Origin of the sequence: Bradyrhizobium yuanmingense, from assembly GCF_025200905.1 — a bacterium.
Classification (GTDB): domain Bacteria; phylum Pseudomonadota; class Alphaproteobacteria; order Rhizobiales; family Xanthobacteraceae; genus Bradyrhizobium; species Bradyrhizobium yuanmingense.
In genome coordinates this window covers 3,015,785-3,042,108 of record NZ_CP104173.1, presented here as the reverse complement: position 1 = coordinate 3,042,108, position 26,324 = coordinate 3,015,785, and the positions used below count along the sequence as shown (strand labels likewise).

23 protein-coding genes are annotated in these 26,324 nt (G+C 65.6%); 10 read left to right on the top strand and 13 right to left on the bottom strand.

Going from position 1 to position 26,324, the window contains the following annotated elements; all coding sequences use genetic code 11:
* Nucleotides 1–2 precede the first annotated feature (2 nt).
* On the bottom strand, nt 3–1,076 hold the full coding sequence (locus N2605_RS14055; protein WP_225146611.1) for a Ppx/GppA phosphatase family protein: 1,074 nt from the start codon (nt 1,074–1,076) through the stop codon (nt 3–5).
* A 210-nt stretch (nt 1,077–1,286) separates the two neighbouring features.
* Here N2605_RS14055 and N2605_RS14050 point away from each other — a divergent pair, with 210 nt between their 5' ends.
* On the top strand, nt 1,287–3,659 hold the full coding sequence (locus N2605_RS14050; protein WP_260347114.1) for a xanthine dehydrogenase family protein molybdopterin-binding subunit: 2,373 nt from the start codon (nt 1,287–1,289) through the stop codon (nt 3,657–3,659).
* A gap of 170 nt (nt 3,660–3,829) precedes the next feature.
* On the opposite strand, the gene N2605_RS14045 is transcribed toward N2605_RS14050, so the two are convergent.
* The gene (locus N2605_RS14045) at nt 3,830–4,630 is read right to left on the bottom strand and encodes a hypothetical protein (protein WP_225146609.1); all 801 of its coding nucleotides are present in this window, start codon (nt 4,628–4,630) and stop codon (nt 3,830–3,832) included.
* 104 nt (nt 4,631–4,734) lie between these two features.
* On the opposite strand from N2605_RS14045, the gene N2605_RS14040 reads away from it, so the two are divergent.
* From N2605_RS14040 to N2605_RS14030, 3 genes are read left to right on the top strand one after another with little or no spacing between them, the layout of a single operon-like run.
* Nucleotides 4,735–5,226 carry a YaiI/YqxD family protein gene (locus N2605_RS14040; protein WP_109144059.1) on the top strand — a complete coding sequence of 164 codons (492 nt, stop codon included), beginning with the start codon at nt 4,735–4,737 and terminating at the stop codon, nt 5,224–5,226.
* Nucleotides 5,227–5,228: 2 nt separating this feature from the next.
* Nucleotides 5,229–7,040: an ABC-F family ATP-binding cassette domain-containing protein gene (locus tag N2605_RS14035; RefSeq protein WP_225146608.1), complete on the top strand. Its 1,812-nt coding sequence runs from the start codon at nt 5,229–5,231 to the stop codon at nt 7,038–7,040.
* 3 nt (nt 7,041–7,043) lie between these two features.
* Nucleotides 7,044–8,123 (top strand): D-TA family PLP-dependent enzyme, encoded by a 1,080-nt coding sequence (locus tag N2605_RS14030; RefSeq protein WP_260347113.1) that lies wholly within the window; start codon nt 7,044–7,046, stop codon nt 8,121–8,123.
* Between the two features lie 115 nt (nt 8,124–8,238).
* Here the strand turns inward: N2605_RS14030 and N2605_RS14025 are convergent, their stop codons facing one another.
* The 8 genes from N2605_RS14025 to N2605_RS13990 all read right to left on the bottom strand — a co-directional run bounded on the left by N2605_RS14025 (nt 8,239) and on the right by N2605_RS13990 (nt 17,329).
* Nucleotides 8,239–9,414 (bottom strand): TIGR03862 family flavoprotein, encoded by a 1,176-nt coding sequence (locus tag N2605_RS14025; RefSeq protein WP_260347112.1) that lies wholly within the window; start codon nt 9,412–9,414, stop codon nt 8,239–8,241.
* Between the two features lie 38 nt (nt 9,415–9,452).
* Nucleotides 9,453–10,370, bottom strand: a complete 918-nt coding sequence (locus N2605_RS14020; RefSeq protein ID WP_260347111.1) for an SDR family NAD(P)-dependent oxidoreductase — start codon at nt 10,368–10,370, stop codon at nt 9,453–9,455.
* A gap of 118 nt (nt 10,371–10,488) precedes the next feature.
* Nucleotides 10,489–10,968, bottom strand: a complete 480-nt coding sequence (locus tag N2605_RS14015; RefSeq protein ID WP_260347110.1) for a MaoC family dehydratase — start codon at nt 10,966–10,968, stop codon at nt 10,489–10,491.
* Nucleotides 10,969–12,687, bottom strand: a complete 1,719-nt coding sequence (locus N2605_RS14010; RefSeq protein WP_260347109.1) for an AMP-binding protein — start codon at nt 12,685–12,687, stop codon at nt 10,969–10,971.
* Nucleotides 12,687–13,577, bottom strand: a complete 891-nt coding sequence (gene mmsB / locus N2605_RS14005) for a 3-hydroxyisobutyrate dehydrogenase (protein ID WP_225112209.1) — start codon at nt 13,575–13,577, stop codon at nt 12,687–12,689. The genes N2605_RS14010 and mmsB overlap by 1 nt, the downstream gene beginning before the upstream one ends.
* A gap of 25 nt (nt 13,578–13,602) precedes the next feature.
* The gene (locus N2605_RS14000) at nt 13,603–14,667 is read right to left on the bottom strand and encodes an enoyl-CoA hydratase/isomerase family protein (RefSeq protein WP_225112208.1); all 1,065 of its coding nucleotides are present in this window, start codon (nt 14,665–14,667) and stop codon (nt 13,603–13,605) included.
* Entirely contained in the window at nt 14,664–15,809 is a 1,146-nt protein-coding gene (locus N2605_RS13995) for an isobutyryl-CoA dehydrogenase (protein ID WP_225171305.1), read from the bottom strand. Before N2605_RS13995 ends, N2605_RS14000 begins: the two co-directional genes overlap by 4 nt.
* Before the next feature lie 23 nt (nt 15,810–15,832).
* Nucleotides 15,833–17,329 carry a CoA-acylating methylmalonate-semialdehyde dehydrogenase gene (locus N2605_RS13990; protein WP_036001072.1) on the bottom strand — a complete coding sequence of 499 codons (1,497 nt, stop codon included), beginning with the start codon at nt 17,327–17,329 and terminating at the stop codon, nt 15,833–15,835.
* Nucleotides 17,330–17,431: 102 nt separating this feature from the next.
* On the opposite strand from N2605_RS13990, the gene N2605_RS13985 reads away from it, so the two are divergent.
* Nucleotides 17,432–18,340 (top strand): LysR family transcriptional regulator, encoded by a 909-nt coding sequence (locus N2605_RS13985; RefSeq protein ID WP_036001074.1) that lies wholly within the window; start codon nt 17,432–17,434, stop codon nt 18,338–18,340.
* 138 nt (nt 18,341–18,478) lie between these two features.
* Here N2605_RS13985 and N2605_RS13980 read toward each other — a convergent pair whose 3' ends face one another.
* Both N2605_RS13980 and N2605_RS13975 read right to left on the bottom strand, forming a co-directional pair.
* Nucleotides 18,479–19,099 carry a TetR/AcrR family transcriptional regulator gene (locus N2605_RS13980; RefSeq protein WP_036001077.1) on the bottom strand — a complete coding sequence of 207 codons (621 nt, stop codon included), beginning with the start codon at nt 19,097–19,099 and terminating at the stop codon, nt 18,479–18,481.
* A gap of 69 nt (nt 19,100–19,168) precedes the next feature.
* Complete coding sequence (locus N2605_RS13975) at nt 19,169–19,696, bottom strand: PaaI family thioesterase (RefSeq protein WP_225171307.1); 528 nt, start codon at nt 19,694–19,696, stop codon at nt 19,169–19,171.
* A 155-nt stretch (nt 19,697–19,851) separates the two neighbouring features.
* On the opposite strand from N2605_RS13975, the gene N2605_RS13970 reads away from it, so the two are divergent.
* The 4 genes from N2605_RS13970 (at nt 19,852) to N2605_RS13955 (ending at nt 24,380) form a co-directional block, all read left to right on the top strand.
* Nucleotides 19,852–20,622 carry an enoyl-CoA hydratase gene (locus tag N2605_RS13970; RefSeq protein WP_109144069.1) on the top strand — a complete coding sequence of 257 codons (771 nt, stop codon included), beginning with the start codon at nt 19,852–19,854 and terminating at the stop codon, nt 20,620–20,622.
* A gap of 297 nt (nt 20,623–20,919) precedes the next feature.
* Complete coding sequence (locus N2605_RS13965) at nt 20,920–22,116, top strand: acetyl-CoA C-acyltransferase (protein WP_260347108.1); 1,197 nt, start codon at nt 20,920–20,922, stop codon at nt 22,114–22,116.
* A 109-nt stretch (nt 22,117–22,225) separates the two neighbouring features.
* A complete protein-coding gene (locus N2605_RS13960) occupies nt 22,226–23,515 on the top strand; it encodes an MFS transporter (protein ID WP_225155877.1) in 1,290 nt (429 codons plus the stop codon).
* A 121-nt stretch (nt 23,516–23,636) separates the two neighbouring features.
* Nucleotides 23,637–24,380 (top strand): DUF72 domain-containing protein, encoded by a 744-nt coding sequence (locus N2605_RS13955; protein ID WP_051056846.1) that lies wholly within the window; start codon nt 23,637–23,639, stop codon nt 24,378–24,380.
* A 22-nt stretch (nt 24,381–24,402) separates the two neighbouring features.
* Here the strand turns inward: N2605_RS13955 and N2605_RS13950 are convergent, their stop codons facing one another.
* Entirely contained in the window at nt 24,403–24,570 is a 168-nt protein-coding gene (locus N2605_RS13950; protein ID WP_081494475.1) for a DUF2934 domain-containing protein, read from the bottom strand.
* 182 nt (nt 24,571–24,752) lie between these two features.
* Here N2605_RS13950 and N2605_RS13945 point away from each other — a divergent pair, with 182 nt between their 5' ends.
* A complete protein-coding gene (locus N2605_RS13945; RefSeq protein ID WP_260347107.1) occupies nt 24,753–26,222 on the top strand; it encodes an FAD-binding oxidoreductase in 1,470 nt (489 codons plus the stop codon).
* Nucleotides 26,223–26,324: the final 102 nt, after the last annotated feature.

Here is a 26,324-nt window from a genome sequence, read left to right as displayed (position 1 = left end):
ACTCACCAGCTCCTGAGCGCGCCGTCCTCGCGCATCATCTCGACCAGCATGCCCTCGCGCAAGCCGCGGTCGGCGACGCGCAGGCGCGGCAGCGGAAAGGCGCGGCGGATAGCGTCGAGGATGGCGCAGCCCGCCAGGACGAGATCGGCACGCTCGACGCTGATGCAGCTGTTGGCGGCACGCTCCTCATAGCTCATGCCCAGCAGCTTGTTGATGGTCGCGGTGATGTCGGCATCGTTCATCCAGATGCTGTCGATGCGGCGGCGGTCATAGCGCGCGAGGTTGAGATGGATGCCGGCCAGCGTCGTCACCGTGCCCGACGTGCCGAGCAGGTGCATGTCGGCGAGATCGCGGCCGTGCTCCTCGGCGAATGGCGCGACGTGGCTTGCGACCTCCTGCTCCATGGCGGCATAGATCTCTGGCGTGACGTCGCGTCCGCCGAACTGCTCAGCGAGCGTGACCACACCATAGGGAATCGACATCCAGGCTTTTATGCGCGGCTCCGGATTGGTGGCGTCGCGCTCGATCCGCACCAGCTCGGTCGAGCCGCCGCCGATGTCGAATAGGATGGCCCCGCGTCCCCTGGGATCCACCAGCGGCGAGCAACCCAGCACGGCGAGCGCGGCCTCGGTCTCGCGGTCGATCACCTCGAGCTCGATGCCGGTCTCAGCCGCAACGCGGCTGCGGAAACCTTCCGCGTTCGAAGCCGCGCGGCAAGCTTCGGTCGCGATCAGCCGCAGCCGCCGTGCCTTCCGCAGATTGATCTTGTCGCGGCAGATGCTGAGCGCGGCGATGGCGCGCTCGATCGCGGCGTCGCTGATGCACCCGGTCGCCGAGACGCCCTCCCCGAGCCGGATGATGCGCGAGAAGGAATCGACCACGCGAAAGCCGTCCTGGGTCGGACAGGCGATCAGCAGCCTGCAATTGTTGGTGCCGAGGTCCAGCGCCGCATAGACGCCGGTTCCCGGCGCCTGCGCGCCGACGGCCGGATTGGTGGCAAACGCCACCGCCGCCATCGACCCCTCCAGCTCGCTATGCGGCGCATGGCCGTCGCGGAGCCGCGTGTGGTCATTCATACAAACTGTCTTTCCGCGGCCGGTCGGGCCGGTCTGGAATTGATTATTCGCCTGAAACATTAGCAGCGCGGCAGGCCTGCGCAACAACGCATCACATGGGACCATGTCCAATCGTGCGTTGTCGTGAACGGGGGTGGTGGGTTATTTGAGGGAGTCCGGTGCTCCGCTGCCGCGAAAATGCGCAAATGCCGGCTTTTCAGGTCAATTCCCATGCAAGAACACACCAAATCGTCGACGCTCGAGAACGCTATTGCACTGCAAAAGTATGGCGTCGGGCAACCGGTCCGCCGCAAGGAGGATGACACGCTGGTGCGCGGCAAGGGCCGCTACACCGACGATTTCAACCTGCCGAACCAGGCCTATGCCGTAGTCGTCCGCTCGACCCATGCCCATGGATTCATCCGCAGCATCGGCCTCGATGCCGCCAAGGCCATGCCGGGCGTGCTGGGGGCGTGGTCCGGGAAGGATCTTGATGCCGCCGGCTATGGCCCCTTCACCTGCGGCCTGCCGCTGAAGAGCCGCGACGGCTCGCCCCTGCTCCAGACCAACCGCCAGCCCCTGGCGACCGACAAGGTCCGCTTCGTCGGCGATCCCGTCGCCTTCGTGGTGGCCGAGACGCTGGCCCATGCGCGCGACGCGGCCGAGGCGGTCGAGCTCGACATCGAGCCGCTGCCGGCGGTGACGGACCCCGAGCAAGCCGCCAAGCCCGGCGCGCCGCAGCTCTACGACCACATCCCCAACAACGTCGCGCTCGACTACCACTATGGCGACATGGACAAGGTGAACGCAGCCTTCGCCAGCGCCGCTCATGTGACCAAGCTCGACATCGAGAACACCCGCGTTGCCGTGGTCTCGATGGAGCCGCGCGTGGGGCTTGCCTCCTACGACAAGAAGACCGAGCGCTACACGCTTCAGGTTCCGACGCAGGGCGTTGCCGGCAACCGCGCCAATCTCGCCAAGAACCTGAAGGTGCCGAACGAGAAGGTGCGCATCCTCACCGCCAATGTCGGCGGCTCCTTCGGCATGAAGAACATCAACTATCCCGAGTACATGTGCATTCTGTATGCGGCGAAGGCACTGGGACGCCCGGTGAAGTGGCTGGACGAGCGCTCGACCAGCTTCCTCTCCGACAGCCACGGCCGCGCCCAGAAGATCCACGCCGAGCTCGCGCTCGATACCGAGGGGCACTTCCTCGCGGCAAAACTGTCCGGCTACGGCAATCTCGGCGCCTACATCACCGGCGTCGCGCCGGGGCCGCTTTCGCTCAACACCGGCAAGAACTTCTCCAGCGTCTATCGCACGCCGCTGATGGCGGTCGACATCAAGGTGGTGCTGACCAACACCACGCTGATGGGGGCCTATCGCGGCGCCGGCCGGCCCGAGGCGAACTATTACATGGAGCGGCTGATCGACCGCGCCGCCGACGAGATGGGCATCAATCGGCTGACCTTGCGTAAGCGCAACTTCATCAAGCCGAACCAGATCCCCTTCGCGGCGTCGTCCGGCGTCACCTATGACAGCGGCGACTTCCAGGCCGTGTTCAACAAGGCGCTCGAGATCTCCGACCACGAGAACTTCGCCAAGCGCAAGAAGGAGAGCAAGAAGGCGGGCAAGCTGCGCGGCATTGCGGTCGGCTCCTATCTCGAGGTCACGGCGCCGCCGAGCCCCGAGCTCGGCAAGATCGTGTTCGATCCTGACGGCACCGTGCAGCTCATCACCGGCACGCTCGACTACGGCCAGGGCCACGCCACCCCGTTCGCGCAGGTGCTGTGCGATCAGCTCGGCGTCCCCTTCGAGAGCGTCAAGCTCGTGCAGGGCGACAGCGATATCGTCCACACCGGCAACGGCACCGGCGGCTCACGCTCGATCACCGCGACGGGCCAGGCCATCGTGGGGGCCGCAAAGCTCGTCATCGAGAAGGGCAAACGCGCCGCTGCACATATGCTGGAAGCATCCGAAGCCGATATCGAGTTTGCCGACGGCAGCTTTACGATCGCCGGCACCGATCGCAGCATCGACATCATGGAGCTCGCCAAGCGTCTGCATGACGGCAAGGTGCCGGAGGGCGTGCCTGACAGCCTCGATGTCGACCACACCAGCGAACCGGTCGCCTCGGCGTTCCCGAACGGCTGCCACGTCGCCGAGGTCGAGATCGACCCGGACACCGGTGTGGTGCAGATCGTGCGCTACAGCGCGGTCAACGATTTCGGCACGGTGATCAACCCGATGCTGGTCGCGGGCCAGCTCCATGGCGGCGTGGTCCAGGGCATCGGCCAGGCCCTGATGGAGCACATTCGCTACGACGACAATGGCCAGCCGATCACGGGCTCGCTGATGGACTACGCCCTGCCCCGCGCGGAGGACGTCCCCAACATGACGGTCGGCGACCACCCGGTGCCCGCCACCACCAATCCGCTCGGCAGCAAGGGCTGCGGCGAAGCGGGCTGCGCCGGCAGCCTGTCGACGGTGGTGAACGCGGTGCTCGACGCGCTGTCGGAGTACGGCATCAAGCACATCGACATGCCGCTGACCCCCGAGCGGGTGTGGCGCGCGATCCAGGAGGCGAAGGCCAAGGCGGCGTAAGGGGCACTGTCGTCGCCACAAACTCTACTGTCATCGCCCGGCTTGACCGGGCGATCCAGTACTCCGAGACGGCAGCGATTGACCGAGAAGCTGCGGCGTACTGGATTCCCCGCCTTCGCGGGGAATGACGACGTCCTTGATTGACGGGCGTGGGCTTTCCCAACTGTCCGCTACGCCGCCGCCTGCTCGCGCGGCTGGTAGATCGCGGTGTGCTGGCAATGCGCGAGCGGCGTCGTGCCGTTGGCGACGACCAGCGCGTCGAACTCGACGAAGCGGTGGCCCTTCTTCTCGTAATTCGCAGTGACCTTGGCCCGCGCCGTGATCTCGTCGCCGGCGCGCGCGGCGGACAGCAGCTGCATGCGGCTGCCCACGTGGATCCAGGGACCCAGGATGGTGTTGTCCACCAGGACGCGGTTCATGACGCGCTGGATCAGCCCGGGATGGCCGAGGCTCTCGCGGGCAAAAATCGGATCGGCCTCCCTGACGTCAGTGAGATAGTCGGCCGCATCCTGCCCGGCCCACCGGCGCGGCGTCGTGCCCAGCCATTTGCCCAGCTCGAATGTCGCAGGACTGACAGGCTTGCGCTCGGCGGCGGCGGGGACTTCGACATAGTCGCTCAACGACAATGCCGGCACCGCCGCCGGCAGCGACGCCGTTCCCGTGGCGCAGAGCTCGGTGCGGCTGAACACCTCGATCGTCAGCAGGCCGTTATGCTCGGTGGCATCGACGTCGGCCGTCTCGCCGTCATAGACCGGCTTGATGAAGCGCGCCTCGACCAGCCCGCGCGACAGGAAGTCCCGCCCCCAGCGGGCGATCGGCACGTGCATCATATAGGCGAAGACATCGACGCCCGGGACCAGCCCGCCTTCAAAGCCGAAGCGGCGCGCAATCGTGTCGTCATGCATCTTGTTTTCGGATTGTTTGGCGGTGTTGTAGGCCTCGACGCGGTAGGTTTCGAGCCGGTTCGGCATGGTTGGCGTTCCCATTTCTTGTTGTTCGCGGCCGATCGTAGGCGCCGGGGAACAGCGGTCAATCCCCCTCGCCTTTGCGGCCTGAATGGGGTACCACGCGGCGAATGACCGATACCCCGACCCGCATCTATGTCGACGCCGACGCCTGTCCGGTGAAGGACGAGATCTACCGCGTCGCGCTCCGGCACGGCGTGCCCGTGAGCGTCGTCGCCGGCAACTTCATCCGCGTGCCGCAGGACCCGCTGATCGAGCGCATCGCTGCGGGTAGCGGCATGGATGCGGCCGACGACTGGATCGCCGAGCGCGCCAGGCCCGGCGACGTGGTCGTGACCTCGGACATCCCGCTGGCGAGCCGCTGTGTGAAGGCGGGCGCCGACGTGATCGCCCCGAACGGCAAGCCTTTCACGGAGGAATCGATCGGCATGACGCTGGCGGTGCGCAATCTGATGACCGATCTGCGCTCGGCCGGCGAAGTCACCGGCGGCCCACGCTCGTTCTTGCCACGAGACCGCTCCACCTTCCTCTCGGCGCTCGACCAAACGCTGCGCCGGATCCAGCGCCGCCGCGCAGATCAGGCCGCAACGAGCCAAGGTTAACCATGGCGCCGCCGTTGATCCAACTGAAAGACATCCGGCTGACCTTCGGCGGCACGCCGCTGCTCTCAGGCGTCGAGCTCAACGTTGCGCCATCCGAACGGGTCTGCCTGATCGGCCGCAACGGCTCCGGCAAGTCGACGCTGCTGAAGATCGCAGCCGGCCTGGTCGAGCCGGATTCCGGCACGCGCTTCGTGCAGCCGGGCGCAACGGTGCGCTACCTGCCGCAGGAGCCGGATTTTGGCGCGCACAAGACCACGCTCGCTTATGTCGAATCCGGGCTCGCGCCCGGCGACGACCAGCACCAGGCGCGCTATCTCCTGGAGCAGCTCGGCCTCACCGGCGAGGAGAACCCGCACGACCTCTCCGGCGGCGAGGCGCGCCGCGCCGCGCTGGCGTTCGTGTTGGCGCCCTCGCCCGACATTCTGCTGCTGGACGAGCCGACCAACCATCTCGATCTCGCCACCATCGAATGGCTGGAGCAGGAGCTCGACTCCAGGCGCAGCGCGCTCGTCATCATCAGCCACGACCGCCGCTTCCTCACCAACCTCTCGCGCTCAACCGCCTGGCTCGACCGCGGCAGGATCAAGCAGATCGACCGCGGCTTTGCCTCGTTCGAGAGCTGGCGCGACGAGGTGCTGGCCGACGAGGAGCGCGACCAGCACAAGCTCGACCGCAAGATCGTCGACGAGGAGCACTGGCTGCGCCACGGCGTCTCCGGCCGCCGCAAGCGCAACGTCAAGCGGCTCGCCAATCTGCATGCGCTGCGCGCCCAGCGCCGCAACTATCGCGGCACCGCCGGCAGCGCCAACCTCGCAGCCAGCGAAGCCGAGCAGTCCGGCAAGCTGGTGATCGAGGCCAAGGGCATCACGAAATCCTACGGCGAGCGCAAGATCGTCGAGAATTTCTCCACCCGCATCCAGCGCGGCGACCGGCTCGGCATCATCGGGCCGAACGGCGCCGGCAAGACCACGCTGGTCAACCTGCTCACCGGCGGCATGCAGCCGGATTCCGGGACGATACGTCTCGGCGCCAATCTGGAGATGGCGACGCTCGACCAGCATCGCGAAAGCCTCGATCCGAAATCGACACTGGCGGAAGCGCTCACAGGCGGCCGCGGCGATCAAATCATGGTCGGCGGCAAGCCGAAGCACGTCGTCGGCTACATGAAGGACTTCCTGTTCGCGCAGGAGCAACGCGGCACACCGCTGGAGGTGCTCTCGGGCGGCGAGCGCGGCCGGCTGATGCTGGCGCGAGCGCTGGCAAAGCCGTCGAACCTCCTGGTGCTGGACGAGCCGACCAACGATCTCGACCTCGAAACGCTCGACGTGCTCGAGGAGATGCTTGGCGACTACGAAGGCACCGTCATCCTGATCAGTCACGACCGCGACTTCCTCGACCGCGTCGTCACCTCGGTGATTGCGCCGGAGGGTAACGGCAAGTGGATCGAATATGCCGGTGGCTACAGCGACATGCTGAGCCAACGTGGCGCCGATTTGAAGCGCGAGGCGCCGAAAGCGCCACCGCTGGCGGAGAAGAAGGACGAGCGCGCAGCGGTCCCCTCGTCCGCGCCCAAGCGCAAGCTCAGCTTCAACGAGAAGCACGCGCTGGAAACGCTGCCGAAGAAGATAGAAACGCTGCACGCCGATATTGCAAAATTGCAGCGCGTGCTCGACGATCCCGGTCTCTATGCGAAAGATCGCAAAAAATTCGACGACACCTCGGCTGCCATCGCCAAGGCGCACGAAGAACTGTCCGCCGCCGAAGAGCGCTGGCTCGAACTCGAAATGCTCCGCGAAGAGATTGAACAGGCATAACTCATGACAACAACTCTTGCAGCCAAGATCGCCCGCGAATACGACACACCCTGTGCCGTCATCGACATGGACAGGGTCGAGCGTAACATCGCGCGGATCCAGAAGGCCTGCGACGACGCCGGAATCGCCAATCGCCCCCACATCAAGACGCACAAGAACCCGACCATTGCCAAGATGCAGGTCGCGGCCGGCGCCAAGGGCATCACCTGCCAGAAACTGGGCGAAGCCGAGATCATGGCCAATGCCGGCATCGACGACATCCTGATCAGCTACAATCTGCTGGGCGATGAGAAGATGGCGCGGCTCGGCGCGCTGCAGACGAAGGCCAACATGACGGTGGCGGCCGACAATTCGACCGTCGTCGCCGGCCTGCCTAAGGCGGCTGCGGCGTCAGGCCGCCCGCTCTCGGTCGTGGTCGAATGCGATACCGGGCGCAAGCGCGCAGGCGTCGAGACCCCGGCCGAGGCCATTGCGCTGGCGCGCGAGATCGCTTCGTCCAAGGGGCTCGAATTCGCCGGCTTCATGCTCTACCCCACTGAGACCGGGTGGACGGACGCGCAAAGATTCTACGACGAGGCGCTGGCCGGCGTGCGCGCGCACGGGCTCGACGCCAAGATCGTCTCGACCGGCGGCACGCCGAACCTCGTCAATATCGGCAAGCTCAAGGGCGGCACCGAGCATCGCTTCGGCACCTATATCTACAACGATCGCATGCAGGTCGCCGCGGGCTCGGCCACCTGGGACGATTGCGCGCTGCACATCTATTCGACGGTGGTCAGCCGCGCCGCGCCCGAGCGCGGCATTCTCGATGCCGGCTCGAAAACGCTGACGACGGATACCGGCGGGCTCGACGGCCACGGCCTGATCCTGGAACATCCCGAAGCCAAGATCGCGAAGTTCGCCGAGGAGCACGGTTTTCTCGATCTCTCCCGCAGCAACACGCGGCCCAATGTCGGCGACGTCGTCCGCATCGTGCCGAACCACGTCTGCGTCGTCGTCAACATGATGGATGAGGTGGTGATGGTGCGCGGCGAGGACATCATCGGCACGCTGCCGGTGGCCGCGCGTGGGAAGCTGCGGTAGGTGTACGCGCGCCGTTGCCACGGCCGTCATTGCGAGGAGCCCTTGCGACGAAGCAATCCAGACTGCCTCTGCGGAGGGATTCTGGATTGCTTCGCTGCGCTCGCAATGACGGGGGTTAGCGTTTGAGCCAGCCCAGCACGCCCCTGCCCGCCGCAGCCCCGGTCGCGAACGACGCCTGCAACAAGTACCCGCCGGTCGGCGCCTCCCAATCCAGCATTTCGCCGGCGGCGAACGTGCCCGGCACCTTGCGCAGCATAAAGTGCTCGTCGAGCTCGTCGAACAGAATTCCGCCTGCCGTCGAGATCGCGCGGTCGATCGCCGCTACTCCGGTAAGCTGAACCGGAACAGCATTGACCAGATCTGCGAGCTCCGCCGGCGAGAACGCGGCCAGCGGCCGGCCGGAGGCGATGGCGGCCTCCTGCATGAGGCCGATGCCGACCGGCGACAGCTGCGCGGCCTTGCGCAAAAAGTTCGCCAGCGATTGCTTGCCACGCACGCCCGACAACCGCGTCGTCAGCGCAACTGCGTCGAGGTCGGGCCGCAACCCGATCATCAGCGTCGCCTGCCCGAGATTCAGCACGGCCTCACGTAGTTCCGCCGAGAGCGCGTAGATCGCACCGCCTTCGATGCCGCTGCGGGTGATCATCGCCTCTCCGCGCACCGTGTGCGCACGAAGCGTCAGCGCCACGCCCTTGAGCGGCTGGCCTTCGAAACGGTCACGGAACACTTTGGACCATGCGACCGTGAAGCCGGAATTGGCCGGCCGCAGCTTCGAGACGGCAATGCCCTTTGCAGCGAGGATGTCGACCCAGCCGGCGTCCGAGCCGAGCCGCGGCCAGCTTGCGCCGCCGAGCGCGAGCAGCGTGGCGTTCGCTTCGATGGCGGAGACGCCTTTCGGCGTCTGAAAGATCAACCGACCCTCGCCGTCCCAGCCGATCCAGCGATGGCGAAAAGCAAAGCGGACACCGGCGGCATCGAGCCGCCGCAGCCAGGCGCGCAGCAAGGGCGAGGCCTTGAACGTTTTCGGAAACACGCGTCCGCTGCTGCCGACGAAGGTCGGCTCGCCCAGCGCCTCGCTCCAGGCACGCAGCGCATCGGGCGAAAATGCCTCGACCGCCGCCTGCAGCTTCGGTGCGGCCTCGCGGTAGCGCGCCATGAATTGCGGCAGCGGTTCGCTGTGAGTGAGGTTGAGTCCGCCGCGGCCGGCCATCAGGAATTTGCGTCCCGCCGACGGCATCGCGTCGTAGACAGTGACGCGGGCGCCGCCTGACTCCAGCACCTCCGCCGCCATCAGCCCGGCGGGACCTGCGCCGATGACGGCGACGTCGGTCAGAGCTTGATCCCCGCCCGCGCGGCGGCCTGGGCAACGTATTTCTGCGTCTGCTCGAACGCGCCCTGCAGCGCCCTCGCCTTCGACATGTCACTGATCTCGGCGAAATGCGCGGCGATCGCATCCGGCGTCCACTCGCTCTCCGGCAGGTTGATGCCTTCGCTCTCCAAAATCTTGATCACCGCAAACGAGCCGGCACCGGCGCCTATGATGGTGCGGGTCGGCGCATCCTCGCTCAGCATGTACTCGACCGCGGGGGTGATCGCGTTCGCCTTCATCAGCTGCAGCGCCTGCGGCGGCAGCAGCTCTTCCGTCATGCGGGTCGCAGCCGTCGGCGAGATGATGTTGACGCGGATGTCGTTCTTGCGGCCCTCCTCGGCGAGCACGTTCATCAAGCCGACCATGCCGGATTTCGCGGCGCCGTAATTGGCCTGGCCGAAATTGCCGTAGAGGCCCGAGGACGACGTCGTCAGCACGATGCGGCCGTAATTGCGGTCACGCATGCCGGCCCAGGCTGCCTTGCAGCAATAGAAGGTGCCGACGAGATGCACGTCGAGTACCTTCTGGAAATCGGCCACCTCCATCTTGCCGAACGACTTGTCGCGCAGGATGCCGGCATTGGCGCACAAGAGATCGACGCTGCCCCACTCCTTGGTAGCGCGCTCGACCATGGCGGTGACCTGCTCGAAATTGGAGACGTCGGCGCCGTCGGCCATCGCGATGCCGCCGGCCTTGCGGATCTCCTCGACCACGGCCTCGGCCGGCGACAGCGAGCCTCCGGTACCGTCGCGCGCGCCACCGAAATCGTTGACCACGACCTTGGCGCCGCGGCTCGCCAGCCCCAGCGCATGCGCGCGTCCGAGACCATTGCCCGCGCCGGTGACGATGGCGACGCGTCCGTCGAACCTGATTGGCATAGTGGGTTTCCCAGATGTTAGCCGTCATGGCCGGGTTTGACCCGGCCATCCATCAAAATCGACAGGCTTTTGAGCAGCGATGGGTTGCCGGGTCAAGCCCGGCAAGGACGGCACGGGCCTACTCGAAATAGATCAGGCCGAGCCAGTCGGCGACGAGCGCCGGTTTATCCTCGCCCTCGATCTCGACCGTGACGTTGGTGCGGGACTGGAGCTCGCCTGGCTTGCGGAGCTTGGCTTCCGCCAGCACGAAACGGCCACGCACGCGCTTGCCTGAGCGCACCGGCGAGATGAAGCGCAGCCTGTCGAAGCCGTAATTCACGCCCATCGTGGTGCCCGTAATCACGGGCATCACCTCGTAGGACATGATCGACAGCAGTGACATCGTGAGAAAACCATGCGCAATGGTAGTGCCGAACGCGGTTTCCTTCTTCGCGCGTTCCGGATCGACGTGGATGAACTGGTGATCTTCGATCACGTCGGCATAGCTGTCGATGCGGGGCTGATCGATCAGGTGCCACGACGATACGCCGATCTCCTTGCCGATCATGGCCTGATAGGCCTCGAGCGTAACAGGCGGCTTCTTCCAGACTTCGTTCACTTAGGTCTCACTCCGTGTCTTCGCCAGCTCCGAAAAATCCTCCTCACGGAATTCCCGGCCGCGCAAGGGATCGCCCCGATCGTCGTCGCGTTCGAGCCGTCGTAGCTGGACGCGGCGGATCTTTCCAGAGATCGTCTTCGGCAGCTCGGTGACGATTTCGAGGCGGCGGATGCGCTTGAACGGGGCCAGGCGCGCGTGCAGGTGCTTGAAGATCGATAGCGCGGTTTCCGGCGAGCGTTCTGCACCCGCGGTCAGCAGCACGAACGCCTTGGGGATCGCGAGCCGGATTGGATCCGGGCTCGGCACCACCGCAGCTTCCGCGACCAGCTCGTGCTCGAGCAGGACGCTCTCCAGTTCGAACGGGCTGATGCGATAATCGGAGGATTTGAAGACGTCGTCAGAGCGGCCGACGAAGGTCAAGTAGCCATCCTCATCCGCGAAAACGACGTCGCCGCTGCGATAGAGCGCGCCTGCGGCGCCGGACAATTTGCCGTCGTCGCCCTGATAACCCTGCATCAGGCCGGCGGGGCGGTCGGCGCCGAGCACCAGCGTCACCTCGCCCTCCTTTGCGGGATGGCCGTCGGCATCGCTGATCTGCACGCGATAGCCCGGCAACGGACGGCCCATCGAGCCGATCTTGATCGGCTGGCCCGGCGAATTGCCGGCGAGCGCCGTGGTCTCGGTCTGGCCGTAGCCGTCGCGAATGGTGAGGCCCCAGGCCGCCTGCACCTGATCAATCACCTCGGGATTGAGCGGCTCGCCGGCGCCGCAGACCTCGCGAAGCGCCACCTTGAACGAGGCGAGGTTCTCCTGGATGAACAGCCGCCACACCGTCGGCGGCGCGCACAGCGTGGTGACGCCGCAGCGGCCGATGGTGGCAAGCAGCGCCTTGGCATCAAAGCGCGGCTGGTTGACCACGAACACGGTCGCGCCCGCATTCCACGGCGCGAACAAGCAGCTCCAGGCATGCTTGGCCCAGCCGGGCGAGGAGATGTTGAGATGGACGTCGCCGGGCTTCAGCCCGATCCAGTACATCGTCGAGAGATGGCCGACCGGATAGCTGCGCTGGCTGTGCCGGACGAGCTTTGGTTTTGCTGTCGTGCCCGAGGTGAAATACAGCAGCATCGGGTCGTCGGCATTGGTCGGACCGTCGGGCGCAAAACTTTCGGAGGCCTTTGCCGCCTCGTCATAGGCGAGCCAGCCGTCGGATGCAGGGCCGACGACGATGCGGACGACGTTCTCCGCACCCAAGCTCGCGAATTTCGCAACCTGGTCTTGCGCCGCGATCACCGCCCTCGCCTTGCCGCGATCGAGCCGGTCGCGCAATTCATCGGCAGTCAGCAGCGTCGTGGCGGGAATGACGACCACGCCGAGCTTCATCGCCGCAAGCATCGTCTCCCACAGCGGAACCACATTGCCGAGCAGCAGCAGGAGAGGGTCGCCGCGCTTCAGACCCTGCGCGCGGAGGAAGTTCGCGACCTGGTTCGAGCGGCGCGACAGCGCCGCGAAGGAGAGCTTCGTCTGCTTGTCCTGGGCGGCATCGACGATCCAGAGCGCGGGCCGATCCTTGCTGTCCGCATTGGTCGCGAGCTCGGCGTCGAACCAGTCGAGCGCCCAGTTGAAAGGAACCGGATCAGGCCAGCGGAAGCCTTTGACCGCTGCCTCGTAATCCGTACGGTGTTGCAGAAGGAACGCGCGTGCTTCCTGGAATGTGGTCATCAAGCTTTCCCGGCTAAACTCCTAACGTGCTTGATAATTCCGGAAAAATCCACCCCGCCCTGGCCGGCTGCGTCGAAAGACTGATAGATCTCCTGCGCATGCTTGCCGAGCGGCGTGGCCGCGCCCGCGGCCTTGGCCGCCTCCTGCGCCAGGGTGAGGTCCTTCACCATCAGCGCCGAGGCAAAGCCCGGCTTGTAATCGTTGTTGGCCGGCGAGGTCGGCACCGGGCCCGGCACCGGGCAATAGGTCGTCAGCGACCAGCACTGGCCGGACGAGGTCGAGGCGACATCGAACAGCGCCTGATGCGAGAGCCCGAGCTTCTCACCGAGCGCAAAGGCCTCGCTGACCGCGATCATGGAAATGCCGAGGATCATGTTGTTGCAGATTTTTGCGGCCTGGCCGGCACCGGCGCCGCCGCAATGCACGATCTTCTTGCCCATGCTCTCGAGCACGGGCTTGGCCGCAGCAAATGCCTTCTCCTCGCCGCCGCACATGAAGGTGAGCGTTGCGCCCTTGGCACCGCCCGTGCCGCCGGAGACCGGCGCATCGACCGAGAGCACGCCGTGCTTGGCGGCGAGCGCATGCGCGGCCCGCGCGCTTTCGACGTCGATGGTGGAGCTGTCGATGATCAGCGCACCCTTGGTCATGACAGGCACGACCTCGTTCCAGACGCCGAGCACGTGCTTGCCCGCGGGCAGCATGGTGACCACGACGTCGGCGCCCTTCACCGCGGCGGGCGCGCTGTCGGCGATGGCGGCGCCATCGGCCTTGGCCTGATTGCGCGAGGCTTCGACGAGATCGAACGCCACCACCTTGTGACCGGCCTTGACGAGGTTGGCCGCCATCGGGCCGCCCATGTTGCCGAGACCGATGAATGCGATCGTGGCCATTGTCGTTTCCTCCGCTACAGCGTTGTTAATTGAACTTCAGCTCGTCCGCGCCGATCTCGGCGAGATAGGGCGCAAGCATCTCCGGCGTCACGTCCTCGATCCGCGGCGGCGACCAGGTCGGGTTGCGGTCCTTGTCGATCACGGCGGCGCGCACGCCCTCGCGGAAATCATCGCTCCGAAACACTTCCAGCGCGGCGCGGTATTCGCGCACCAGGCACTCTTCCAGGCTCGATCCGCGCGCAAGCCGCAGCAGCTTGAGCGTCACCACCATGCCGCGCGGCGATTTTTCGTTCAGCGTCTTCAGCGTCGCCAACGCGAACTCGGAACCGTCGCGCTTCAACGCAGCGACAATGTCCTCCATGCGGTCGAAGCCGAACAACGCATCGATGACCGGCTCCCTGGCGGCGACCGGCCCCGCAGTCTCGCCGGAGGCGAAGCCGTCGATGAGCTTGCTGACATCGGCTGCGGTCGCACCGGACCGCAGCTTGGTCAGCGCCTCGCGCAGCTCCGGCAATCTCACGGCCGGCACCACCCAATCGGCAAACTTCGCGTGGATCGCGTCCGGCCCGTTCATGGTCTGGCCGGTCAGCCCGAAATAGGTGCCGATCTCGCCCGGCGAATGCGACAGCAGATAGGTGCCGCCGACATCGGGGAAGAAGCCGAGGCCGACTTCGGGCATCGCGAGCTTGGTCCGATCGGTGACGATACGGTGGCTGGCATGGGCGGACAGACCGACACCGCCGCCCATCACGATGCCGTCCATGAAGGCGACATAGGGTTTTGGAAATTTCTTGATCCGGGCATTGAGGATGTACTCCTCGCGCCACAGGATCTTGCCGAGGTCGCCATTGACCTTGGAACTTTCCCAGAGCGTGCGGATGTCGCCACCGGCGCAGAGGCCGCGCTCGCCGGCGCCTTCCAGCAGGATCACGGCAACGGCAGGATCAGCCTCGAAGCGATCGAGCGCCTTGTCGATGTCGCGAAACATCTCAAGCGTCACGGCGTTGATCGCCTTGGGACGATTGAGCCTGATGATGCCGGCCGCGCCTTCGACGCGCGCGACCAGATCGCCCTCTTCCACTCCACTCATCGCGCGCCCTCGATCAGTTTGCGCGCCACGATGAGCCGCATGATTTCATTGGTGCCTTCGAGTATCTGGTGCACGCGTAAGTCGCGCACGATCTTCTCAATGCCGTATTCACTGAGGTAGCCGTAGCCGCCGTGAAGCTGCAACGCATGGTTGGCAACCTCGAACCCGACATCGGTGCCGAAGCGTTTAGCCATGGCGCAGAGCATGGTGGCGTCGGGGTCTTTGCGATCGAGCGCCGCGGCGGCGCGCCACAGGAAAGTGCGCGCAGCCTCCAGCTCGATGGCCATGTCGGCGAGACGGAATTGCAGCGCCTGGAATTCGTCGAGCCGCTTCCCGAACGCCTTGCGCTCCTTCATGTAGGCGCGCGCCTTGTCGAGTGCTGCTTGCGCGCCGCCGAGCGAGCACGCCGTAATGTTGAGACGGCCGCCGTCGAGACCCGCCATCGCGATCTTGAAGCCTGTGCCCTCCTCGCTCAGACGATTGGCCATAGGCACGCGGGCGTTCTCGAATATCACCGCGCGGGTCGGCTGCGCGTTCCAGCCCATCTTGCGCTCATTGGCACCGAAGGAGACACCCGGCGCCTTGCCGTCGATGACGAGGGTCGAGATGCCGCCGGGGCCATCACCGCCGGTCCTGACCATCGCGACCAGAATATCCGTGCCGCCAGCGCCGGAGATGAATTGCTTCTGGCCGTTTAGGACGTAGTGGTCGCCGTCGCGCACGGCGCGCGTGCGCAGCGCCGCGGCGTCCGAGCCGGCACCCGGCTCGGTCAGGCAGTAGCTTGCGATCAGCTCCATGGTGCAGAGCTTCGGCAGCCATTGGTGGCGCTGGGTGTCGCTGCCGAAGGCATCGATCATCCAGCTCGCCATGTTGTGGATGGAGATGAAGGCCGAGGTGGTCGGGCAGCCCGTCGCCAGCGCCTCGAAGATCAGCGCTGCGTCGAACCGCGTCATGGCGGAGCCGCCAACATCGTCGCGGATATAGATGCCGCCCATGCCGAGCTTGGCGGCTTCGCGCATCACCTCGACTGGAAAATACTTCTCCTCGTCCCAACGCAGCGCGTGCGGCGCGATCCTTTCCGCCGCAAACGCCAGCGCCATGTCGCGAAGGACGACCTGATCCTCGTTCAGAGCGAACTGCATGCTGGCCTCGCTCTTTAAGAGGATTACTTCATCAGCGGGATCGAGAACTCCGCGCCTTCCTTGACGCCGGACGGCCAGCGCGAGGTCACCGTCTTGGTCTTGGTGTAGAAGCGGATCGAATCCGGTCCGTGCTGGTTGAGATCGCCGAAGCCCGATTTCTTCCAGCCGCCGAAGGTGTAATAAGCGATCGGCACCGGGATCGGCACGTTGATGCCGACCATGCCGACGTTGACTCTGGCCGCGAAGTCGCGCGCGGCATCGCCGTCGCGGGTGAAGATGGCAACGCCGTTGCCGTAATCGTGGTCGGACGGCAGCGCCAGCGCCTCCTTGTAGTCGTGCGCGCGCACCACCGAGAGCACCGGGCCAAAGATCTCTTCCTTGTAGATCCGCATGTCCTTGGTGACGTTGTCGAACAGCGAACCGCCGAGATAGAAGCCGTTCTCGTAACCCTGCATCTTGAAGCCGCGGCCGTCGACGGCGAGCGTCGCGCCTTCCTTGACGCCGATGTCGATGTAGCTCTTGACCTTCTCGACCGCCTCGCGGGTCACGAGCGGACCGTAGTCGGCCGACGGATCGATCGAGGTGCCGATCTTCAAGGACTCGACGCGCGGGATCAGCTTTTCCATCAGGCGGTCGGCGGTGGACTTGCCGACGGGGACCGCGACGGAAACGGCCATGCAGCGCTCGCCGGCCGAGCCGTAGCCGGCGCCGATCAGCGCGTCGACGGCCTGGTCCATGTCCGCGTCCGGCATGACGATGGCGTGGTTCTTGGCGCCGCCAAAGCACTGGCAGCGCTTGCCGGTCTGCGCGGCGCGCTCGTAGATGTATTGCGCGATCGGCGTCGAGCCGACGAAGCCGATGGCCTTGATGTCGGGATCGTCGAGGATGGCGTCGACCGCCTCCTTGTCGCCGTTGACGACGTTGAGGATGCCGGCGGGCAGGCCCGCTTCCATCATGAGTTCGGCGAGCAGCATCGGCACGCCGGGGTCGCGCTCCGAGGGCTTGAGGATGAAGGCGTTGCCGCAGGCGATCGCCGGCGCAAACTTCCACATCGGGATCATCGCCGGGAAATTGAACGGCGTAATGCCTGCGACGACGCCGAGCGGCTGACGCATCGAATAGATGTCGATGCCGGGGCCAGCGCCTTCGGTGTACTCGCCCTTCATCAGATGCGGAATGCCGCAAGCGAATTCCGCGACTTCTAGGCCGCGCTGGATGTCGCCCTTGGCGTCGGGGACGGTCTTGCCGTGCTCGCGCGCGAGCAGCTCGGCGAGCTTGTCGTAATCGCGCTGGACCAGCTCCACAAATTTCATCATGACGCGGGCGCGGCGCTGCGGATTGGTCGCGGCCCATTCGGGCTGTGCCGCGCGCGCGTTCTCGACAGCGGCGCGGACTTCGGCCTTGGACGCCAGCGCCACCTTGGCCTGAACGTCACCGGTCATCGGCTCGAAAACGTCGGCGGTGCGGCCAGAGGTGCCCTTGACCTCCTTGCCACCGATGAAATGTCCGATTGAACGCATGGAATGATCTCCTTCAGGCCGAGCGTGGTCGCTTTGACAAATCCTATTGACCTGCATTTTATAGGATTCAAGTCTGAGATAATGCACCATAGATGTGCGAAAATGCTGGATCAAGGCGCTATCGATTGGGACGACTTTCGCTTCGTGCTGGCCATCGTGCGGGGCGGCTCGGTGTCGGCTGCGGCAAAACAGCTGGGGGTCGACCATGCCACCGTGATCCGCCGCGTCGACCGGCTGGAGAAGCACCTCTCGGCCAAGCTGTTCGACCGGCGCAAGACCGGCTACCTCCTCACCGAGGCCGGCCAGCGCGTCGCCGACAGCGCCGAAGCCATGGAATCGACCATTGTTGCCAATCAGGAGCAGGTCGGCGGCTCCGTGGCGCGGCTGACCGGGACGGTGCGGATCGGCGCGCCTGATGGGTTCGGCACCGCCTTCCTGGCGCCGCGGCTGACGCCGTTCGCGGACCGCTATCCCGATCTCGACTTGCAACTTGTAGCAACCGCGCGGCTGTTCAGCCTCTCCAAGCGCGAGGCCGACATCGCCATCAGCCTGACCATGCCGAAGGAAGGTCGCATCGTCGGGCGCAAGCTGCTCGACTACCGCCTCGGGCTCTACGCAGCCCCCGCCTATCTCGACCGCTTCCCGAAAATCGCCTCGCGGCAGGATCTGACGCAGCACCGCTTCGTCGGCTACATCGAGGAACTCTTGTTCACGCCTGAGCTCGACTATCTGCCGCAGGTGTCGCCGCGGATCTCGGCGCGCTTCCGCAGCGCCAATCTGATCGCGCAGCTCAACGCCACCCTCTCCGGCTTCGGCATCGCGGTGCTGCCGCATTTCATGGCGAGCGACTATCCGCAGCTTGTCGCCGTGCTGCCCGAAGAGATCTCGATCACGCGGACGTTCTGGATGCTGATGCACGCCGACAGTAAGGACCTGGCGCGGATCAGGGCCGTGGCGGATTACATCTCGGAGATTGTCGAGCGCGAGCGGGCGTTGTTTGCTGGGCGGTGAACGGCGGTCTCGTAGGGTGGGTTAGCCGAAGGCGTAACCCACCTCTTCCGTCTCCGCGGACGAACACAGTGGTGGGTTACGCCAAGCGAATGCGCTTCGCGCAATCGCATGGCTAACCCACCCTACACGGCATTTCGCCTAGTTCTGTTTCGCCTTCTTCGCGGCCGCCACCTTCGACTCACGCTTCGCTCCCTCGAGCGCGTGGTCCCGGCCGGCCTTCAGCATCTCGTCGGACAATTCGCTCGAGCCGGCGATGCGCGCCAGCAGCATGGTTCCGGCCATCGTCGCGAGCGTCGCGATCGCCTGCTTGCGTGCCGCCTTGCGGGGCATGTTCGGGATGGTGTCGGTCAGGGCCTCGATCATCTCATCCAGCTTGCCGGCAAAGGCCTTGCGTGTCTTCGGACTCTCGCGGGCGATCTCGGCTCCCAGCGCGGGAATCGAGCAGCCGTGACCGGGATTGTCGCGATGCAGCGTGGACAAATAGCTTTCCGCGATCAGCGCCAGCCGCTTTTCCGGAGCGACCTCGCCGGTGAGCTTGCGCCAGTGTTCCATCGAACGGTCCATCGCGTAGGCAAAAGCCTCGATCACCAGCGCCTCGCGGGAATCGAAATGCGCGTAAAAGCCGCCGTGGGTCAGGCCCGCCTCCTTCATGAGGTCGGCGACGCCGATACCGTGGGCACCCTTCTCCCGCAGCCGCACCGAGGCCTTCTTCACGATGCGATCGTGGGTTTCCTGCTTGTGTTCCCGGGAATAGCGCATGCGGATCTCATTGAATGTCGGAGATCATCTCATAACACGCAAATGCCGAGATGGGTGCATTAATTCATGTCAAGTTGTGCCGATCATAGAGAAGGTCGCAGTTGCATGGACCGCAAGTGCGCCCTTGCCGTCCCGCACAAAACCCTCGGTGTAGCTGGTCTGGCGTCCTAGCTTGATCACCTTGCCCTCGGCCGAAACCAGCCCGGAACGCACCGACAGGGGGCGCAGATAAGTCAGCTTCAGATCGAGGGTCACCGAGCTTTGTCCGGCCTCCAGCCTGGTCGAGATGGCGCATCCCATGGCCGTATCGAGCAGCGCTGCGGCGGTCGCGCCATGGAGAAGTCCGATGGTGTTTTCGAGATCCTCGCGCGGCTCCAGTTCCATGACGATCCGGCCCGGCTCGACCACGGCCATGGTGAAACCTATCAGCTTGGCGAAGGGCGGCGGCGGCAGGCGGCCGTCACGGATGCCCAGCATGGCATCCATGCCCGACAGGCCCATCGCCGCCCGCGCCACCGGCGCAGGCACCTGCCAGTCCACTACGCGTTCCCGCCTCTGCGCGGGCGAAAACAGGTCGGGTTGATCGTCACCGGTCATGGCAGCCTCTTTAGATGATATTCGTCATACTATGCCACGGACTTCACGCTGGCAACCCGCCCTCCCCGCCGCTTGACAAGACGTACGTTTCGGCCCGGAAGTGATCCCGACCGGCGCGCCCCGCGCATGTCCACGAAACCTTTCGAGATCCCACGATGGAAATGCTCAACAATCATTGCGGCGTGACGCGCGATGCGCGCGGCGTCGTTCATGTCGCGATCTGCAACGCCGGCCCGCTCAACATCCTCGGCTCGCCCGTGACCGACGCCGTGCGCGAAGGCCTGCAGCAGCTCGCATCCGACCGCAGCATCCGCGTCGTGGTGCTGCGCGGACAGAGCGAGAAGAGCCTGATCGGCGGAGCCGACATCAAGGAGATGGCCGGGCTCGACCAGACATCCGCCGAGGCCTTCATCAGCCGCCTGCGCGATCTCTGCGAGGCGGTGCGCGCCTTCCCTGCCCCGATCATCGCACGCATGCCGGGCTGGTGCCTCGGCGGCGGGCTCGAAGTGGCGGCGGCCTGCGACTTCCGCGTCGCCGCGCATGATGCCCATTTCGGCATGCCCGAGGTGCGTGTCGGCATCCCCTCGGTGATCCATGCCGCGCTGTTGCCGCGCCTGATCGGTTGGGCCCGCGCGCGCTGGCTGGTGATGACGGCGGAGAACATCGATGCAGCCACGGCGCTGGCATGGGGCCTGGTCGACAAGGTCGCTGCGCCCGGCGAGCTCGATGCCGAGGTCGAGCATCTAGTGAAGGCCTTGCTCGAATGCGGCCCCGAGGCGCTGCGCTCGCAAAAGGCGCTGCTGCGGCAATGGGAGGAACTGCCGCTGACCGAGTCGGTGAATTTGAGCGTGAAAGTGTTCGGCGAGTCATTCCTGACGGACGAGCCGACGCGGCTGATGGGCGCGTTTGTCAACCGGAAGCGGTAGACGCGAGGAAGCAACAGCGCAGCCAAACGGTGTCATGCCCCGCCTAGTGCGCAGTTGCGCACGGGGGCGGGGCCTCCAGTACGCCGCGCCTTCCCGGTTCTAGCCGCGTGGCCTCTGGAATACTGGATTGCCCGCCTTCGCGGGCAATGACAGCGTACTGTGGGTAAGCAGCCCCCAATCGCACGACCAAATCTCATCCGGCCCACGACATTTTCTCATCCCTGTCGCGGTTGCATTTTTTGCGACGCATCATATGATGTCCATCATCTTACACGTCATCGCCAGGGAGTTCTCGTCATGGCCGAAGCCGCCGAGCCCGTCGTCATCGTCTCCGCCGCACGCACCCCACTCGGCCGCTTCATGGGCGAATTGTCACAGCTTTCCGCGCACAAGCTCGGATCACACGTGATCGGGGCGGCACTGGAGCGCGCCGAGCTCGCTCCGGAGAAGGTCGACGAGGTCTTCATGGGCTGCGTGCTGCCGGCAGGCCAAGGCCAGGCGCCGGCGCGCCAGGCCGCACGCAGCGCCGGTCTGCCTGATGCGACCGGTGCCACCACCGTCAACAAGGTCTGCGGTTCCGGCATGAAGGCGACCATGCTGGCGCACGACATCATCCGCGCCGGCTCGGCCGACATCGTCGTCTCCGGCGGCATGGAGAGCATGAGCAACGCGCCCTACCTGCTCGCCAAGGCGCGCGGCGGCTATCGCGTCGGCCACGACCGCATCATCGACCACATGATGATGGACGGCCTAGAGGACGCCTACGAGACCGGCCGTTCCATGGGCGATTTCGGCGAAGCTACCGCGGAAGCCTATCAATTCACCCGCAAGGACCAGGACGCCTATGCGATGGAGACGCTCAGCCGCGCCCGCAAGGCCGTCGAGGGCGGCGCGTTCAAGGCCGAGATCGCGCCGATCACGCTGACCGAAAAGGCCGGCCCGCGCGTGATCGCCAATGACGAGCATCCGCTCAAGGTCGACCCCGCCAAGATCCCCGGATTGAAGCCGGCATTCCGCGCCAACGGCACCATCACGCCGGCCGCCTCCTCCGCCAATGCCGACGGCGCCGCCGCGCTGGTGCTGACGAAGCGCGCACTTGCTGACCGGAGCGGCCTGCCTGTTCTCGCCGAGATCAAGGGCCACGCCACCCATAGCCAGGAGCCGCAATGGTTCACCACCGCGCCGATCCCGGCGATCCGCAAGCTGCTGGACAAGGTCGGCTGGAGCGCGGGCGACGTCGACCTGTTCGAGATCAACGAGGCCTTCGCCGTGGTGGCGATGGCGGCGCAGCGCGACCTCGGCATTCCCCGCGAGAAGCTCAACGTCAACGGCGGCGCCTGCGCGCTGGGCCACCCCATCGGCGCCACCGGCGCGCGGCTGATCGTGACGCTGCTCCATGCGCTGGAGGCCAACAACCTCAAGCGCGGCATCGCCGCACTCTGCATCGGCGGCGGCGAGGCCACCGCGATTGCGGTGGAACGCCTCGCCCGCTGACGCAAAAGTCCGAAAACAAGGGAACTCTGTCATTTGCGACAGATACATCCCGTGCCATTCTCTAACTGACGCAGGTCTCTTGCGGCCTGCCCATCCACGTTGAGGCCCAATGATTTCGAACTGGCTCGCGGCAGCACTGTCCCGCCGTAACATTCATTATGGCTGGGTGATGGTCGGCGTGACTTTCCTCACCGCGCTGATCAGCGCAGGCACGGTCGGCGCGCCCGGCGTGTTCATCGTTCCCCTGCAGAAGGAGTTCGGCTGGAGCACGGCGGAGATCTCGTCCGCGCTGTCGATCCGCTTCATCCTGTTCGGACTGATGGCGCCGTTCGCGGCCGCCCTGCTCAACCGCTATGGCCTGCGCAACGTCACGCTGGCCGCCCAGCTGATCGTGGTCTCGGCACTCGTGCTCTCGCTCGGCATGACAGAGGTCTGGCAGCTCATTGCCCTCTGGGGCGTGGTGATCGGGATCGGCACCGGCATGACGGCCTTGGTGCTCGGCGCGACCATCGCCACGCGCTGGTTCGCGACACGACGCGGCCTCGTGGTCGGCATCATGACCGCAAGCGTTGCCACCGGCCAGCTCGTGTTCCTGCCGCTGCTGGCGAGCCTCACCGAGCGCTACGGCTGGCGTCTCGCACTCGGCCTGGTCTGCATCATGCTCGTTATTTCGTCGCTGGCGGTGCTGCTCGCAATGCGTGACCGGCCGAGCGACGTCGGCCTGCGGCCGTTCGGCGACGAAGGCACCGAACCTTTGCCGGCGCCGCCGGTCAGCCACGGCTCGATCACTGGCGTTGCGCTCGGCACGCTGCGCGATGCCTCGAGGTCGATGGCGTTCTGGATCTTGTTCGCGACCTTCTTCGTCTGCGGCGCCTCCACCAACGGGCTCGTGCAGGTGCACCTGATCCCGATGTGCCTCGATTTCGGCATCCCGCAGGTGCAGGCGGCGAGCCTGCTGGCGGCGATGGGCATCTTCGACTTCTTCGGCACGATCATGTCGGGCTGGCTGTCCGACCGCTACGACAATCGCTGGCTCCTGTTCTGGTACTACGGTCTGCGCGGGCTCTCGCTGATCTTCCTCCCCTTCAGCGATTTCTCCTTCTACGGCCTCTCGGTTTTCGCGATGTTCTACGGTCTCGACTGGATCGCGACGGTGCCGCCGACGGTGCGGCTCACCGCGCAGAAGTTCGGGCCCGAGCGCGCCAATCTGGTGTTCGGCTGGATCTTCGCCGGCCATCAGCTCGGCGCGGGCGCCGCGGCGTTTGGCGCAGGCTTCTCGCGGACCGTCTATCAGAGCTACCTGCCCGCCTTCTTCATCGCCGGCGCGCTCTGCGTATTCGCGGCCCTGATCGTGCTGGCGCTGTCGCGGCAGCCGAAGCCGCAAGTGGCGATGGCGTGAGAAGGAATCACGTCTTCTGCCTTCCGGTTTGACAGAAGAAACAGAGCCCCGCAGTGTCGTGAAGGCGGGCCAAATCGTTCCGACATGACCACGCCGCAAAGATGCCTCCTATGCTGTGGCGATGACAGACAGGCCTGGACGGACGCGCAAGCATGCCCTTCGGATTGGCACGGCGGGATGGAACGTGCCGTCCCAGCATGCGGATGCGTTCAAGGCCGAGGGCTCCCACCTTGAGCGCTACGCCTCAGTGCTGAACTGCACCGAGATCAACACGTCGTTCTATCGTCCGCATCGGCGCACGACATATGAGCGATGGAGCGCTGCGGTGCCGGCCGGCTTCCGTTTTGCGGTCAAGGTCCCGCAATCGATCAGCCATGCGCCGGAGCTGAGGTTCGATCGCGCGGACGTCGATCGGTTCTGCGAGGAGATTTCCGGCCTTGGGCAAAAGCTCGGCGTGCTGCTGCTGCAATTGCCTTCGTCGACAATCTTCGCAAGGCGCGGCGCCGGGAAGCTCGTAATAGCGCTGCAGAAAGGGGGGCAGGTGCCGGTGGTTTGCGAGCCACGGCACGCGAGCTGGTTCACCAGGCCGGCCGACGACTGGCTGGCGCAACGAGGCGTCGCGCGGGTGGCCGCGGATCCACCGCGTGCCGCCAATGGCGCTGCGCCCGGAGGCTGGACCGGGCTGGCCTATTTTCGGCTTCACGGTTCACCGAGGGTATATTATTCCAGCTATGACGCGGCTGCCTTGGCGGCGCTCAAGGTGCGGCTGGCCGGATGCGCGGCGGCCTCGGTCTGGTGCATTTTCGACAACACCGCTTCGGGCGCAGCCATGGCCAATGCCCGCCAGCTGGTTGAAGCCCGATAGCGCCAGACCGTTCGCTCGCGGATTACTCCGTGAAAGTCTTTGAGGATTCTTCGGCATTTGCGCCGGCGTCGTTTGATAATTCGCGCTCGGCTTCTCGCCAGAACTCGTCCTGGCGGCCCTCCGGCTTGCCTGCGAGTTCCCAAAGCTGGTGGGCTCTCACCCGGATGAGCTCCTCGTCAACCTTCGCCATGCGGCTCTCCTGTTGTGCCGAGAAGCAAACGTCGTGCTGCTGCGGACCGTTCCAAGCGGTCAGGCCGACCCAAACTCCCCACACGCGTGGCGCATTGCCGTTAGACTCGGCAGCCTAAACGTGGACAATGGCTGCGGCGCTTCGCGCGCTCAGTACACACAAAGATGTGCCAGAGGAAACAAATGCCGCTCCCGACGTCCCTGCCCACCATCCCGACCGCTCCCGTGACCGAACCATTGCGCGATGCGTTGCGCGCGACCGTCGGCGACAAAGGCCTGATCGAGGACGAGCATGGCAAGCAGCCGTTTGTGACGGATTGGCGGGGATTGCTGGTCGGCAACGCCGGAGCCGTCGTTCGCCCTGGCAGCACCGAGGAGGTCTCGAAAGTTGTCCGGCTCTGCCACGAGCACGGCGTCGCGATCGTGCCGCAGGGCGGCAACACCGGCCTGATGGGCGGGGCGACGCCCTGGCCTGCGCACACCGGCATCGTGCTGTCGCTCGGCCGGATGAACCGCGTGCTGGATGTCGATCCCGTCGGCTATTCGATGACGGTCGAGGCCGGCTGCGTGTTACAGACGCTTCAGGAGACCGCAAGCGAGCACGACCGCTTCCTGCCGCTGAGCCTCGGTGCCCAGGGCTCCTGCATGATCGGCGGCAATCTCTCCACCAACGCCGGCGGCGTGCAGGTGCTGCGCTACGGCAATGCCCGCAATCTCGTGCTGGGGCTCGAGGTCGTGCTGCCGAATGGCGAGGTCTGGGACGGATTGCGCGCGCTCAAGAAGGACAACACCGGCTACGACCTCAAGCACCTGTTCATGGGCGCCGAGGGGACGCTGGGCATCATCACCAAGGCCGTGCTCAAGCTGTGGCCGGCACCGAAGGACGTCTGCACGGCGTGGCTGGCGATCCGCGATCCCCGCGCGGCGCTGGAAATCCTGTCCGAGGCGCACGCGGCATCCGAGGACAATGTCGGCTCCTGCGAGCTGCTCAGCCGGGCGGCCATCGACCTTTCCCTGCGCCACATTCCCGGGACGCAGGATCCGCTGAAGGCGGATACGCCCTGGTACCTGCTGCTGGAATGGTCGTCGGCGCGCCCGCGGCAGGACGGAACCGAGGGCATGTCCGGCAAGATGGAGCAGTTTCTCGCCGATCAACTCGAGGCCGGCCGCGTGCTGGATGCGGCGATCGCGCACACATTCGGTCAATCGCGCAACATGTGGCGCATCCGCGAAGCAATGGCGGAGGCCTCACGCGCCGAGGGACCGGGGATCAGTTTCGACGTGTCGGTGGCGATCTCCAGAATCCCGGAGTTCATCGACAAGGGCCTCAAGGCCGTGCTCGACATTCTCCCGACCATTCGGCCCTATCCGCTCGGCCATATCGGCGACGGCAATCTGCACTTTTCGTTCATGGGGCCGAAGGGCATGGACCAGCAGACGCTAAACCAATACGCGGCCGCCATCACGCGCGCTGTGAACGATCTCGTCACCTCCATGGGCGGCTCGATCTCGGCGGAGCACGGCATCGGCATCGACAAGCTCGACGAGCTCAGCCACTACCGCTCGAAGACCGAGCTCGACATCATGCGCACCATCAAACGCGCGCTCGATCCGCACAACATCATGAATCCCGGCAAGGTGCTCCGGCTGTGATCGGCTCGGCGCCCGGCGTTGGCGGGTCGCAAAGATGTTGCGACCCGTCCGCCGTTTTTGGAGTGCTATCCGCTAGCCTCAAGCCACCGAGCCACCGCGCGG